Genomic DNA, 13,607 nt, shown 5'->3' on the forward strand with positions numbered 1-13,607 from the left:
GTCGATCTGTATTGTATCCGCAAGTCATCTGCTTGTGATGCAGCAATGGCCAACTATCGTGGTTTTTCCACCATCGGCAGCCGAACAGGCGATGGAGCCTACCGCCCGAGAAACCACTTCCAAGCTGGGACGAGCCTCACAGTGCCTGAGCTTACCGGGAATTCGGCCTCCTCGCTCAAGGTGATCACCGCCCCGGTATCGAGCCCGGACCGTTTCATCGCTGTCTCCAGATTGCCGATTTCGCTCTTGTACTTCTTTGGCAGCCGATCCGGCGAAAGCCCAAGCCCTGCTTCGGCGCCTGTACGGACCGCCACTTGGAGCAGCTGATGCTGGTCCCCTAGCGCCACATCGCCGACGATGAAATCGACTTCAGGGCAATCAACGGCGCTATACGTCGCGATTACGTTCGTCCTGTCCGCTCCGAATCGACGTTTCAGCTCCACGAAAACCGCTGTTTCCAGGCGTTGCCCAACATCCAGATGGCTCGCCGGCGCAACGGCGAGCGCCAAACCCGGATCGACCGAATACACCTTCGAGGATGACCTGGGATTCTCCTTGATGGAAAGAGTGTAGTCGTTAACCCTGAAGACCAGATGGGCGTCCTCCAAATCGTCCAGCAACGCATACAGTTTCTCGTTGGAGGCCGACATACCGGCAGCTCGAATGTCTTTCAACTGGTTGTTCACCGAAAATTTCAGACCCGTCGAACGTAAGGCGTTACGGGCGAACCGCTCCGCAACCCGAATCGAAGTGGTTTCGAAGCGCTCGAGAACGTCTTTCGTCACGATCTCCGCAGCGTAGCCTTGCAAAAGTTGCACCCGATCGAGCGGCAACATGTTTTGAACGGCAGGGAAACCGCCGACCTGAAGGTATTCGAAAAAAGCCACCTCAAGGCGACCCGCCGCCTCGGCAGTCAACGACTCCACGCCCTCATGAACGACGCCGCGAAAATCGCAGTATTCGTCAAAGCCCAAAGGCCATATTTCTTTCGACAGGGATCGACCGCGAAGATGCGTGGGAATATCTTTCGAAAGCAGCTTCGAAGACGAGCCCGTAAGCACGATGGTAACCTTTCGCTGTTCCGATATGCGCCGCACGAAGTTAGTCCAACAGGGCGCTTCCTGTATCTCGTCGAGGAACAGGTAACAGCCTTCAACGGCTTCGGGAACCAGCTTGTAGTACGCATCGAGCAGATCCGACAACGTCCGCTCGGAAAACGGCATGACCCGCTCGTCGTCTAAAGTGAAATGAAATATTCGATCCCGCGGAACACCCTCGCGCATGAGCCGATCCATAAGCTGATATAAAAAGAACGTCTTGCCGCACCTGCGCACCCCCACTATGGAGTAAATGAGGTTATGCTGCTTGGGTTTCGGCAGGTCGAAATCCATGTTCCTACGCGGAACAAAGGGCGGAATGCTAAATCCTATGTACTCAGCAACAAGGGACTCGTACATAAAAACTCCGATCTTCTCCGTCTGACGGATAAGATACTAGCAAATCTTCTCTGTTATACGAAGAAGATTTGCCATCCATCGTGAAACGAGCACGCTTGCGAAGGCCGCCATTGCCAAGCTAAAACTTCCGCGCTTTCCAATCGGCAATCTCGACTTGCTTGGAACGTTCGAGAGCAAGGGAACCCGGAGCCACATCGCGGGTGATGACCGATCCCGCACCGATAACCGCTTCGTCACCAAGGCTCACGGGGGCAACGAGCATCGTGTCGCTTCCCACGAACACGCCGTCGCCGATCGTGGTCTTGTGCTTGTTCTTGCCGTCGTAGTTGCAGGTGATCGAGCCGGCGCCGATGTTCACGCCCTCGCCCATCTCGGTATCGCCGATGTAGCTTAAGTGCGGAACCTTCGAGCCCTTGCCGATCGTCGACTTCTTGATCTCGACGTGCGTGCCCGCCTTCGCGCCCTCGCACAGGTGCGCTCCGGGGCGCAGGTAGGTGCGCGGGCCGCAGGTTGCGCCATCGTCGATCGTGGCTTCGACGGCAACGGTCTCGTCGACAACGCAACCCTCGCCCACCACGGTATCGGTCAAACGCGAGTTCGGACCGATAACGCAATCTTCGCCCACCGAAGTTGAGCCAAGCAGGAAGGTGAGCGGTTCGAGAACCACATCGCGGGCAATCGTCACGTCGGGCCCGATCCAAACAAGCTCGGGGTCGACCAAGGTCACACCCTCGGCCATATGGCGCGCGTTGATGCGCCGCTGCATGAACTTGGTGGCCTGGGCAAGCTGAACGCGCGAATTGATGCCAAGGCATTCGGCGGGATCTTCGGTGACGAGCGCCGACACGAGGCGCCCCGCCTCGCGGCAGATCTCGAGCACGTCGGTGAGGTAGAACTCGTTTTGCGCGTTATCGCTTCCCACCTGCTCAAGCGCTTCGAACAGCGCTTTCGCGTCGAAGCAGTAGAACCCCGAGTTGCACTCGGTGATAGCGGCTTCATCGGACGAGCAGTCCTTCTGCTCGACGATGCGCTCGACCGCGCCCGTCTCGTCGCGCACGATGCGGCCGTAGCCGAAGGGGTCATCCATGCTCATGGTGAGAACCACGACCGCCGCATTGCTCTGCTCGCGCTCCTCGACGAGCGCGCGGATGGTTTCGGGAGTGATGAGCGGGCAATCGCCCGAAAGAACCACGAGCGACCCATCGAAGCCCGCGAGCGCATCGCGGCATACGGCGACCGCATCGGCCGTTCCCCTGCGCTCGTGCTGCACAACGATCTGCGTGTCGGCCTCGACAAGCGGAATAACCTGTTCGCGCTCGTGGCCGACCACGCTGACCACCTCGCCGATACCCGCTGCGCGCGCAGCGTCAACGACCCACCGCACGAGCGGCTTTCCCAAGAGTTCGTGAGCAACCTTCGGCTTCTTTGACTTCATGCGAGTGCCGGCTCCTGCGGCGAGAACGATAGCGCGCGGTTCCATCGAGGCGATCCTCCATCAACGTAAACGTTTAGTCGGGTGCGGTGCACGGTATAGCGCGCACCGCACCCGACCTCCTTAGACGAAATCAGTATACCGCAACGCAATACGATGAAATGCCAGCATGTCGATTCATCCCCGGTTTCGAAGCATCGCTTGAGCTAGCCCTGCGAGGCTTCTTTGTCCCACGGCTCGAGAGCAGCGGCATGGCGGGCGCCGATCCTGCCCCACACCATATTCTCCGCATTGTTTCCTCCGCTGATCCCGTAGGTATGGGCGGCAAAGTTCCCGAAACACCCCGCCGCGTACAAACGCGGAATAACCTCGTCCTTCGTATCGAGAACCTGCGCATTCTCGTTCTTCTTCGGCCCGCCCAAAGTCGAACATCCTCCCGGATATATGGGCCACGCGTAATACGGGGGATTTGAGATGGGCAGGAGGCTTTCAGCAGGGCGTTCGAAATCGGGATCGCTCCCCGCTTCGCAGTATGAGTTGAACTGATCAATCGTTGCCTTGAGAGTCTCCGCATCCATCATATCGGGATCGACTTTGTGCATCTCTTCAACGAGCTCTTCGATCGTATTGCCCATTTTCAGCCATCCGCGATCGAGCTCTGCTTTGTTATCCTCGCTCCAACCAGGATAGCGACCCACCTCATCGGGAAGCGTCGGGGCGTACATGCCACGCGCAAGCTTGGCCGTAGGATCGGGCCCGAGCCTCCCCGCATCGAACGCCGTCTGATCGATGATCGCCCACGTAGGAATCAGCGGAAAATCGCAAATGCCGTCATCAAACGCCAAATACTGGTGCCACCCAACATGCGGGCTGCTGCTCGCCTTCTCATTTCGCCAGCGCCTGCCTATTCTGTCAACCCAAACGTAGTTATCGGTTTTGGGTGAAAGCTGGATGGCGTAAGGGTACTCCTCATCCTGGAAGTTCGGGTTTGCACCGCCGATCATGCAGTTCATATGCCAAAGCTGGGCGCCAACATTTTGCACCATTTTAATGCCGTCGCCCGTATTGTACGGCCATCCATAAAACCCGAGAGCAGGATACACCTTCAAGTGCTCGTTTTTCAGCTCTTCGTTGAACTCGAAACCGCCGATCGTCATCATCGTCGCCTTACGCGCCTTGATGGCAATGCGCTTGCCATCGTAGTCGGCATAGCATCCGAGGATCTCTTTGGTTTCCGGATTCTGGATCAGCTCTTCGTTTTCAACGCTGAACAGCACTTCGATGCCGAGTTCTTGGCGATGGGCGTCCATGATGTCCCAGAAGTTCATTCCATAACCCTCGATCGATCCGATCTCCATAGAATCGGCCCCCGGCAGAAACGGATACTCGCAGCTTTCGGTATACCTGCTTGCAAGGGTTCCCTCGTTCTGCTCCCAAGGCAATTCCCACTTCGTTGCATACTCGCCGTTGCGCACGGCTTCCTTCGCCCAAGCGTCGGCCATCGCATCGGGGGTCAATCCGCGGCTGAACGCCTTGATGTACGTAGCGCACCCCTCTTCGTCAACGGGAATGGTGAATTCGCCGAGGTTAATGGCCGAATTCCCGCCACCGCGAACCGGCGCCTTTTCAAGAATCAACACCTCGGATTGCCCTTCGTCGGCAGCCGTTAGTGCGGTCCACATCCCCGCTCCACCATAACCGATTACGAGAATGTCGGTTTCGTAATCCCAAACCTCGGGCAAATACTCGGCCCGAGTCGCAGACTGCGATTCAGAAGAGCACCCAGCGAGAGCCGTTGCCGCAGCCAAACCCGCGCCGGCAAGGGCTGCTCCCTTAAGAAACGAGCGACGCGATACATCTGTTTTTGTGGTAGTTCCCATTCTTTCCTCCTTGTAGACAAACTGCCGGTCGGCAGTTTTTTGCTACGTGCCGCAGCCTAGCTATGGCACGTTCCGCATTCGAATACGCCGGAATGATGGCAAGAGGCGCAGAGGCTTTGAGCTTCATCCAAGGCAGAGGCTTCCTCATGCGATACATGGCAGTCTGCACACGCAAGCGCATCATGGTCCTTGCTCGACGGAAGAGCATGCGGATTAACGGCTGTGCCCTTATCGTCAACCAAAGCAACATCGGCCGTCTTGTCCGCAATCTCATCGAGAGATCCATGGCACGAGAGGCAGATGTCTTCGCCCACCTCCGTCTTGACCAGCTTCGTTGCCGGATTCCCAGACGCACTATCCTTATGGACGTCGGACAGAGCCGCTTCGTCAACATGGCAATCGACGCATACATACCCTTCGTCCGCATGCGCCTTCGCAAAGCAATCGAATCCCGTCATCGACGTTGACTCGGAAGCATGGCATTGAGCGCAATCGCTTTCCATGGACCAATCTACCTGCACAGGCGTTGCACTCGCCTCTTGCTTGGACCGATCGTCGGAAGACGATTCAGATTGCTGCGGAGCGCAACCTGCACCCAAAGAAACCACGCTTGCCAAAAACGCTATGGCGCATATACCCGCAATACGATGTTTCATATTCACCTCCCCCCGTTTCGCTGGGAACATGAAAAGGGATCGAGGCGAGTCGGTAAACTTCTTAAGAGGTTGATTTTTTACGTTTGGAAAAGATATACCCGAGAGGTAGAGAGAAGCATTTGGGGTATAGCGCTGCGCAACAAACGATTCACCGGCGAAAACGCCCATCGACGCTCATTGCGCGCCAATCGATTGATCACGTGTTTTCTCGAAAACCGCACGCCCGCAGGCAACTTATCTATCCGCGGCGAAGCCTTCGACAAGATCGATCAGCTCCTGCTGCGAATGGATGCCGAGCTTCTGATACACATGCACGATATGCGTATGCGCCGTTCCTTCGCCGATGCCGAGCTTTCTGGCTATCACAGATTGAGTGCGGCCTTGAGCAAGAAGATTAAGGACATCGCGCTCCCGTGCGGTCAGCAGATGATCTTCGGCGACCGCCGCACATCGATCCGCAAAAGAAAAGGCAAGAGGCCCTTTGCCCTTCTTCGACTCGTGAAAGGAGAATTGCGCTAGCAAGCTTTCCGGGAGAATGAGAATCACCACTATCACCAAAGAAAACATGAGGAGGCAGACGACAACGGGCAGATCGGGCATTGCCGCATTGGGAAGCAGCTCGAAAAGCCATCCAGCACCCATGCCAAGGCCCATCCCCCCGAGATTCGCTGCCATGCCGAACCCAAGGACCTTCCATGCGCTCTTTCTATCGCCATGAACGATTTCGACCAAAACGCACCAAAACAAGACATCGAAAAGCTTGTAACCTATCGCAGCAGTGGTCGATGCGACAAAAGCGTATTCGGCGGGAATGAACAGAAGCAGCAGCAACGCACCGATTAGGACGGGGAACGAAAGACGATAGAGCCCCATCCGGTTAAAACGCCCCGTCGCAACGACGACCACAAGCAAAGCCGCCATAACAACGATGTTCGCAATGCTTCTCAGGGGATGGCCCGACCCCTCGAAAGAAGCACCGGGCAGCAACTGACGATATGCGAAGTTGAAAACGATCACGAACACGAGGATCGAAATGCAAAACCGACCTAAATGCACCGGATCATGGGTCTCTTTCGTCGTTTCGGTCCAAGAGAAAGTGCAAGCCTCCTCCCATTCGCCCGAGCGGAACCCGCGAAACAGCAGAATATACGACCCGATAGGCAAGGCGCAAAAAAGCAACAATGCCGTGCCGAGCGACCCAGCCGACCACGCAAAAATCGAAAGAAACGCAGAGAGGAGGAAGGCGCAAACGGTGTAGAAGCTTGCCTGATTCGACGGCAAGCAAGAAAGCCGATCGCCCCAAAGCGTCTGCAGCAATGCGGCGGCAATTCCAACGCTCAGCAGACCAAGCGCCATAGGCACCACGAACTTACCCGAAGAGCCAATCGCAATAAGCGTTATTCCGATACAGGATAACAGGGCGGAAACAATCAGGATGAACGTTCGGGACTTTCGCATATCCTTGCCCCTGAGAAACAAGGCAAGGACCAGACAAGCACAGGCAGCCGGAATGAAGTACAGGAGCTCCGCACTGATCTTCCAGGTACTCAGCATCGGAATGGGCAGCAGCATCCATTGGGTAATCCACGCCCGGCATAATCCGAACCCGAGATAATCCCACTCAAACGATTTTATCGAAATATTAAGACTAGGCTTTTTCGGCATTACCCCGTCTCATCCCATTGGCTCAATCCCGCACCAAAGCCGACCCCAAGACACAGCGAATTGCAAGTCGCTCAGAAGTCCACCCATCCTAGCATTATTATCCACTAAAACGATACGAGGGGCAAACAGGCGCGCGACGATATGCATTTCGAGACAACCCGCAAACGCCTAGTCGCGCTTGCGTTCATCCGGCCCCGCTCCGTCGAGCCTGTCGGGATCGTCCGATCCCTCGGCCGCCGCCCGATCGCTTCGCTCGCCGTCGATGCCAAGTTCAACGACGATCTCGGCATACCCGTCGCCTTCGCGCTGCGCGGCTTCGATCTCCTCTTTGAGAAGCGGGCTCTCGATCTCTTCGAGCATGCGCTTGCCGGCTTCCATATATTCCTTATCGGAAGCAGGATGAGCCGCGCCGTCGGGTGCCGTGGCTATGTAGGCGACGCCTTTTTTGCGCGCCGCGTTCGCCTGGATGAACAGCACGAGAAAGCCCACCACGCCCGCGATCAGCGAAGCCGAGAGAATCGCAAGTTTTGCCGTGGTCACGATGGCGGGATCGTCGAATGCGAGATTCGCCACGAAGATGGCCATGGTGAAGCCGACGCCTCCCAAGATGCCCGCACCGAACATATGCCCCCAGTTCGCATGTTCGGGAAGCGATGCGAGCTTGGTTTTTACGATGATGAAGCTGAACAGCATAATGCCAACCGGCTTGCCAATCAAAAGGCCGAAGAACACGCCATAGAGCGCTGGGTCGGCGAAGATGTTCCCAAGGCTGCCGTCGACGAAAGACACGTCGGCGTTGGTGAGCGCGAACAGGGGCAGAATGGCGAAGTACACCCACGGATAGAGCTTGTTCTCAAGACGCGTTGCGGGCGGCACCACCTGACGGGCGACGCGGCTCAAGCGCGACACCGTCTCGATGTAATCCTTCTGGCCGATGACCGGGTCGTTCGGCTCATAGAGCTCCTTGGCTTCCTTGATGCGGTTACCCGACCAAGAAATGAAGCTCTTGAGGTTGACGCGAGAGCCCGAGGGGATCGCGAAAGCCAACAGCACGCCCGCGATAGTCGAATGCACACCCGACATGAACACGCAGTACCACAGCACGATGCCTACGAGGATGTAGGGCGTCAGCGAATAAACGTGCCTGCGATTCATAACGATGAGCGCCACGAACACGACCGCCGCCGCGGCAAGCCAGAAGGCGGAGGGGCTCTGTCCGTAGAAGATGGCGATGACGAGGATGGCGATGATATCATCGGCCACCGCAAGCGTGCTCAAGAACACGCGGATGCCGTTGGGCACGCGGTTGCCCAGAAGTGCCATGATGCCAAGTGCGAACGCGATGTCGGTCGCGGTGGGAACGCCCCAACCGTGGGCCGTCTCGGGGTTCGTCGCGTTGAAGATGAGGTAGATGATGATCGGGAAGAACACGCCACCAAACGCCGCCACGATGGGAAGGAGCGCCTGGCGGATGTTCGTGAGTTCGCCCACCGTCATCTCGTACTTGATCTCGAGTCCCACGAGCAGGAAGAACACCGCCATGAAGATGTCGTTGATCACATGCGCCAGCGACATCTCGGCTTTAGCCTCGCCAAAGAAGAATCCCACTTCCGTATGCCAGAATGCATAGAACTGATCGTAGAACGCCGTATTGGCGATGACGAGCGCCGCGATGGCGGCGATCAGCATGAACGCAGCCGCCTTGGTCGACGAATGGAACAGCTGGATTATCCTTTTGTAAAGCGCTTGATGTCCGGCAACTTCCTGAATGAACAGCGAGTCTTTCCCCGCCTCGTTTCCCGCACTGTTTCCCGTCATATGAACCCCACTGTCGGCTTATAGGCATCTTAGCTGATCTGTCCGTGAAAGTATACTATCGCGTAATCAAGCACCAATCTCGAATATCGATAAACTGTTTACAATTTTTCAACTGCTTTCTGTGCACGCGACCAAAACCCTCTGACAATGCGCTATCCTGTTCGTATCAGCTTGACGGAAGGAGTCGGGTTTGGGTTTGTGTCGATCGAAAAGCATCGCTGCATGCCTGAAAACGTCCTGACCAAGCTGTTTTTTATTCGCCACGATCGTAAGAGGTGAGTGCCATGAGCATTACCGTCACCGGACGCAAAATGCCTGTAACCGAAGCACTGCGTCAGTATGCTGAAGAAAAAATCGGGAACTCCATGAAAGTTATGGACATCGATCCCCTCATTGCTGAAGTAGTCCTGTTCGTCGAGAAAAACCCGGCGAACCCGCGTCCTGCCGTATGCGAGGTCACCCTGCGCACCAAAGGCCACATCATCCGCGTTGAAGAAAGCGAAGAAGACATGTATGCGGCCATCGACGTTGCCGCAGCGAAGGTTCTCCGTCAGATGCGCAAGTACAAGACCCGCGTCGTCGATCGCAAAGTCCGCGCCGGTGCCGAAAAGATCGCTGCCGATCCCATTCCCGCCACAGGAGCAAGCCTCGACGAGCTCATGGAAGAACTCTCCGATGACGAAGTCGTCCGCGTGAAGGAAATCGAGTTCGAACCCCTGACCGAAGAAGAGGCGCTCGTAAAGATCGACCTTCTGGGCCACGATTTCTTCGCATACACCGATCGCGATTCTAACCTCGTGAATGTGCTCTACCGCCGCGACGATGGCGGCTACGGCTTGCTGAAGCAGACCGAGGAGTAAACTCACCTCTCGCCAGACAAGCACCGAAAACGATTTTACAGGGAACCGCATCCGAAACGATGCGGTTCCTTCTTCTGCGCATCGCAGCCTCGTCCGAGCGCCGATGTCATCGCGGCACCCATCTCTCGCAATCTCAAGAAACAATGGGGTTTCCGCCTAAACGGCCAGGGAGACCTTAGTGCGCCCGTTTCCCAAGCAACGAATCGCACCGTCGACCCAACTAGCGGAATCCCCTGCTTTCGCCCTCGATCAGATCAAGCAGTTCCTGCTTGCTATGAACCCCCATCTTGTCGTAAATATGGCGGGTATGGGTTTTTACCGTCCCCTTCGATATGAACAGCGAATCTGCGATGAACGGAGCGCTCCTCCCCTTGCCGAGCATTGCAAGGATTTCGCCCTCCCTGCCGGACAATCCGTACTTTGCGCTCATGGCGCGATACACGTGAGCGTCATCGGATTCGTAAGCCGGCTTGGGCTTTGCGATAAACAGCCGCAGATCATGCTCGGTGAACACATACGTCGATAAGACGATCAAGGCCAACACGAGCGCCAGGCAGATGGGTACCGGTATCGAGGATAGGGCCATACCTTGATCGATAACGTAGAATCCGAACGTCGCCCCCGCGAAACCGAAGAAGTGGAACAGGCATCTTCCCCATCCGAACACCTTGATCGTCGATGTTTTCGTTCTGAACACGTACTCGGGCTGAAGCAGCCACACAAGGCCCTCGAACGAATAGAATCCGCACATGATAGCCGAAAAGGCCATCCACCGATATTCGCTCGGAATAAACGGTAGGGCAATAAAGCCTGCCGCCATCAGGGGGACAACGAACCGGTAAAGACGAATGACGATACGCTGCTTCGGCGCCAAGGTAACGAAAAGGGCAACTGCAGTTGCAAAAACCGTCATGCCCAACACGATCATGTGCTGAAGTCCGTTGAAATCAGCAGCCTCAACGGGGGAAGAGAACGCGCGGGCGATTCCGAAGACGAAAGGGATAACCGCCATCGCGGCAATAGCCTTCCACAAAAGCCGCTTCGGCTTCGCGGCGGTGTCTTCCTGCTGCCTGAGCGGCTCATCCTCGCTTGCCAGCAATGTAAACGCAGAGCAAAGAGGCAAAGCCGCCGTAAGCATCACTGCGATAAAGCTGGGGAGCAAGGTGACGACAAGATACAAGCAGCCCGCGAATGCATTCGAAACTACCAGGTGCAGACCCATTCGATCGGTATCCATCCTGCTCCACAGGGCGCCCCACGTTACGATGAGAAACGCATTGCCTATGCTCGTCATCGTCATTCCGACAACGACTACAACAAAATGCAAATCCGGATCTTGCAACGGAAGAGAGATCAAAACCGTGCCCATGGCCGTCAACGAAGCCGCTGCCACCAAAAGATAATGCCGCTTGCTGAGTATGTCGAGCTTCTGACTGACGAAGATCAGGCAGAACAGGCAAACCGCGACGCTCAGCGAAAAATACTGGCGAGTAAACTGCAAATGGTTCGAGAAAAAATCGGGATCGGTGAAAAGAACCGTACTGAGCACTGCCAGATATATCCACGCTTGATAGTACCCGAATCCGAGCAGGCGCCAAGGTTTGACCGCCAATCTCGATAACCGCTTGCCACCATCCACGTTCGCCGTCGCACCTCCCGCCTCGCCTGAAAACATCCATCTAGTTTATGGTCATCTTATCTTAGATACCTATACCCTTTTGGTATATTTTACCCGTTTCGGCAAATGTCACCTTTGGGTAGATGTCAGATCGACTCTCCCCATGCAACGATCTCTCCGTCATCAAACACCTTCGGAAGGAGACGTCATGGGGATGCAAACGACATCGATCAACCGTCGCAGCTTCATCACGGGAATGCTTGCAACGGGCGCCGCCCTCGGCGCAGGAGCACTCGTGGGATGCGGCGGACAGCCACAGGCAGCACAGGGTTCCGCTGGGGGGTCCTCCGCCTCGGCAACAGGCGAAGACTGGACCGCGCCGCCTGCGCCCATCGAGGAGAGCGAGATCGCCGAAACGATAGAGGCGGACATCGTTATCGTTGGAGCGGGCACGAGCGGCATTCCCACTGCACTGACGGCGGTCGAGGAGGGCGCCAAGACGGTCCTCCTCGAAAAGGGAGACACCTTCTTCGCCGCACCGAACTGGTTCGCGGGAATAGGCAGCCGCTACCAAAACGAGCTTGGACTCACATTCGACCGAAACGAGATAGTGAACGACCTCATGTGGTACGCCAACCACCGTGCCGACCAAAGACTTATCAACCTCTGGTACGACAACAGCGGCGAAGCGATCGACTGGTACGGCGACGAGCTCGAGGAAAGCGGCACGCTCGAATTCGCCGTCGAAACGGACAACAAAGACACGGGCGGAAAGCACGCAAGCCCGCCGGTTGCGCACGTCCCCGTGGAAAAACCCTACAAGGAAATGCAGCCGAACAAGATGGGTACCAGGCTCACCCACCCCGTTCTGCTCGACAAGGCGGTAAGCTTGGGGCTCGACCTTCGGTACAAAACCCCGGCCGTCCAACTCGTTAAAGAGGGCGACCGGGTAACGGGCGTCATCGCGAAAAACGAGGCGGGCGACTACGTGAGGTTCACCGCGAGCAAGGGCGTCGTACTTGCTTCGGGAGGCTATTCCGGTAATCGCTACCTTATGGAAAAGCTCAATCCCAACCAATCGCAGAATCTGACCAGCAATCCCCAAGACAACGGCGGCGACGGGTTCAAGATGGGCGTATGGGCAGGCGGCGACTACGGCCGATGCGCATGGGTCATGAGTTCCGACCGCAGCATCGAAGGCGGCGGATGGACCCCCGGTAGCCAACCCTGGCTGCGCGTCAACAAGTTCGGCGAGAGGTTCTGCAACGAAGACGCCCCCTACGACTTCGGGGCGAACGCCGGAGCCATGAACCCCGGCAACGACTGGTGGAACATCTTCGACGCCAACTACTGGGACGCGATGACGAAGTACCATACCACGATCTGCTCGCGCATGGTGCCCGCCCCCGGCGCCGTTTGCACCACGCTCGTGCCGACGGATGCCGACAACTTCTACGAGATGTACATGGCTCCGCAGCTGGAATCGGGCAACATGGTTCAAGCCGACAGCCTCGACGAACTTGCAACGAAGATGCAGGAGAAGAGCCCCGACATCACGGCTGAGGCTCTGAAGAAAACGCTCGACCGCTACAACGAGCTTTGCGAAAAGGGCGTTGACGATGATTTCGGCAAGATCGGCTTCCGCATGGTCGGCGTAACCGAGCCTCCCTATTACGCCATGCATATGATCACGGGCGAAACGGGGCTTGCCGCCCTTGACGGTCTTCGCGTAAACACAAATCTCGAAGTCATCGACTCCGAAGGAAACGCGATCCGCGGCCTTTATGCGGTCGGCAACGACCAGGGGGGATTCTACGGCATGAGCTATCCTTGGTATTACGGGGGGCTGCATGCGGGAAAGAATCTCACGTTTGCACGCTTGGCGGTTAAAAACGCACTCAGCGCTTAGCTCAACCAGCGAGAAGGGACCGCAACTCGCGGTCCCTTCTTCTGCGCATCGCAGGCTCAAAGACAGCGAAACCCATGGATGCAGCCTTTGACATGCAACCCGAAAACGCAACCCGAGACAAAGGCTCGCCTCCAGTTCGACAAAGACACGGTCCCGAGTGCACACTTTTTCCCGGTATGTTGCGCCAAACGCCTGCATTCGCGAGCCAGGATCGATTTTCGTGCTGCCGAGCCAACGTTTCCCCAGATGGCAAAAACCGCGGAACGGCGGATGGCTTGGCTGTCGGGCCGAAACGCAACATTTCGGAAAAAA

At 56.7% G+C, this 13,607-nt stretch carries 9 protein-coding genes; 2 read left to right on the plus strand and 7 right to left on the minus strand.

The window, feature by feature from the left end:
* Positions 1-98 precede the first annotated feature (98 nt).
* From C1719_RS12865 to nhaA, 6 genes are all read right to left on the minus strand, one after another.
* A complete protein-coding gene (locus C1719_RS12865; protein WP_102375474.1) occupies positions 99-1,457 on the minus strand; it encodes an AAA family ATPase in 1,359 nt (452 codons plus the stop codon).
* Positions 1,458-1,575: 118 nt separating this feature from the next.
* The gene (gene glmU, locus C1719_RS12870; RefSeq protein ID WP_102375475.1) at positions 1,576-2,937 is read right to left on the minus strand and encodes a bifunctional UDP-N-acetylglucosamine diphosphorylase/glucosamine-1-phosphate N-acetyltransferase GlmU; all 1,362 of its coding nucleotides are present in this window, start codon (positions 2,935-2,937) and stop codon (positions 1,576-1,578) included.
* Positions 2,938-3,095: 158 nt separating this feature from the next.
* Entirely contained in the window at positions 3,096-4,769 is a 1,674-nt protein-coding gene (locus C1719_RS12875; protein ID WP_102375476.1) for an FAD-dependent oxidoreductase, read from the minus strand.
* Between the two features lie 56 nt (positions 4,770-4,825).
* Complete coding sequence (locus C1719_RS12880) at positions 4,826-5,425, minus strand: cytochrome c3 family protein (RefSeq protein WP_102375477.1); 600 nt, start codon at positions 5,423-5,425, stop codon at positions 4,826-4,828.
* A 234-nt stretch (positions 5,426-5,659) separates the two neighbouring features.
* Positions 5,660-6,883 (minus strand): helix-turn-helix transcriptional regulator, encoded by a 1,224-nt coding sequence (locus tag C1719_RS12885; protein ID WP_180963598.1) that lies wholly within the window; start codon positions 6,881-6,883, stop codon positions 5,660-5,662.
* A 375-nt stretch (positions 6,884-7,258) separates the two neighbouring features.
* Entirely contained in the window at positions 7,259-8,908 is a 1,650-nt protein-coding gene (nhaA, locus tag C1719_RS12890; RefSeq protein WP_180963599.1) for a Na+/H+ antiporter NhaA, read from the minus strand.
* Between the two features lie 284 nt (positions 8,909-9,192).
* Between nhaA and hpf the strand changes: the two genes are divergently transcribed.
* Positions 9,193-9,768: a ribosome hibernation-promoting factor, HPF/YfiA family gene (gene hpf / locus C1719_RS12895; RefSeq protein ID WP_102375479.1), complete on the plus strand. Its 576-nt coding sequence runs from the start codon at positions 9,193-9,195 to the stop codon at positions 9,766-9,768.
* 220 nt (positions 9,769-9,988) lie between these two features.
* Here the strand turns inward: hpf and C1719_RS12900 are convergent, their stop codons facing one another.
* Complete coding sequence (locus C1719_RS12900; RefSeq protein WP_180963600.1) at positions 9,989-11,380, minus strand: response regulator transcription factor; 1,392 nt, start codon at positions 11,378-11,380, stop codon at positions 9,989-9,991.
* A 214-nt stretch (positions 11,381-11,594) separates the two neighbouring features.
* Here C1719_RS12900 and C1719_RS12905 point away from each other — a divergent pair, with 214 nt between their 5' ends.
* Positions 11,595-13,295 carry an FAD-dependent oxidoreductase gene (locus C1719_RS12905; protein ID WP_180963601.1) on the plus strand — a complete coding sequence of 567 codons (1,701 nt, stop codon included), beginning with the start codon at positions 11,595-11,597 and terminating at the stop codon, positions 13,293-13,295.
* Positions 13,296-13,607: the final 312 nt, after the last annotated feature.

This window comes from Raoultibacter massiliensis (assembly GCF_900199545.1).
Classification (GTDB): domain Bacteria; phylum Actinomycetota; class Coriobacteriia; order Coriobacteriales; family Eggerthellaceae; genus Raoultibacter; species Raoultibacter massiliensis.

Coding starts and splice junctions, on each gene's coding strand:
- C1719_RS12865 (WP_102375474.1), bottom strand. CDS start 1,457: ATGTACGAGTCCCTTGTTGCTGAGTACATAGGATTTAGCATTCCGCCC.
- glmU (WP_102375475.1), bottom strand. CDS start 2,937: ATGGAACCGCGCGCTATCGTTCTCGCCGCAGGAGCCGGCACTCGCATG.
- C1719_RS12875 (WP_102375476.1), bottom strand. CDS start 4,769: ATGGGAACTACCACAAAAACAGATGTATCGCGTCGCTCGTTTCTTAAG.
- C1719_RS12880 (WP_102375477.1), bottom strand. CDS start 5,425: ATGAAACATCGTATTGCGGGTATATGCGCCATAGCGTTTTTGGCAAGC.
- C1719_RS12885 (WP_180963598.1), bottom strand. CDS start 6,883: ATGCGAAAGTCCCGAACGTTCATCCTGATTGTTTCCGCCCTGTTATCC.
- nhaA (WP_180963599.1), bottom strand. CDS start 8,908: ATGACGGGAAACAGTGCGGGAAACGAGGCGGGGAAAGACTCGCTGTTC.
- hpf (WP_102375479.1), top strand. CDS start 9,193: ATGAGCATTACCGTCACCGGACGCAAAATGCCTGTAACCGAAGCACTG.
- C1719_RS12905 (WP_180963601.1), top strand. CDS start 11,595: ATGGGGATGCAAACGACATCGATCAACCGTCGCAGCTTCATCACGGGA.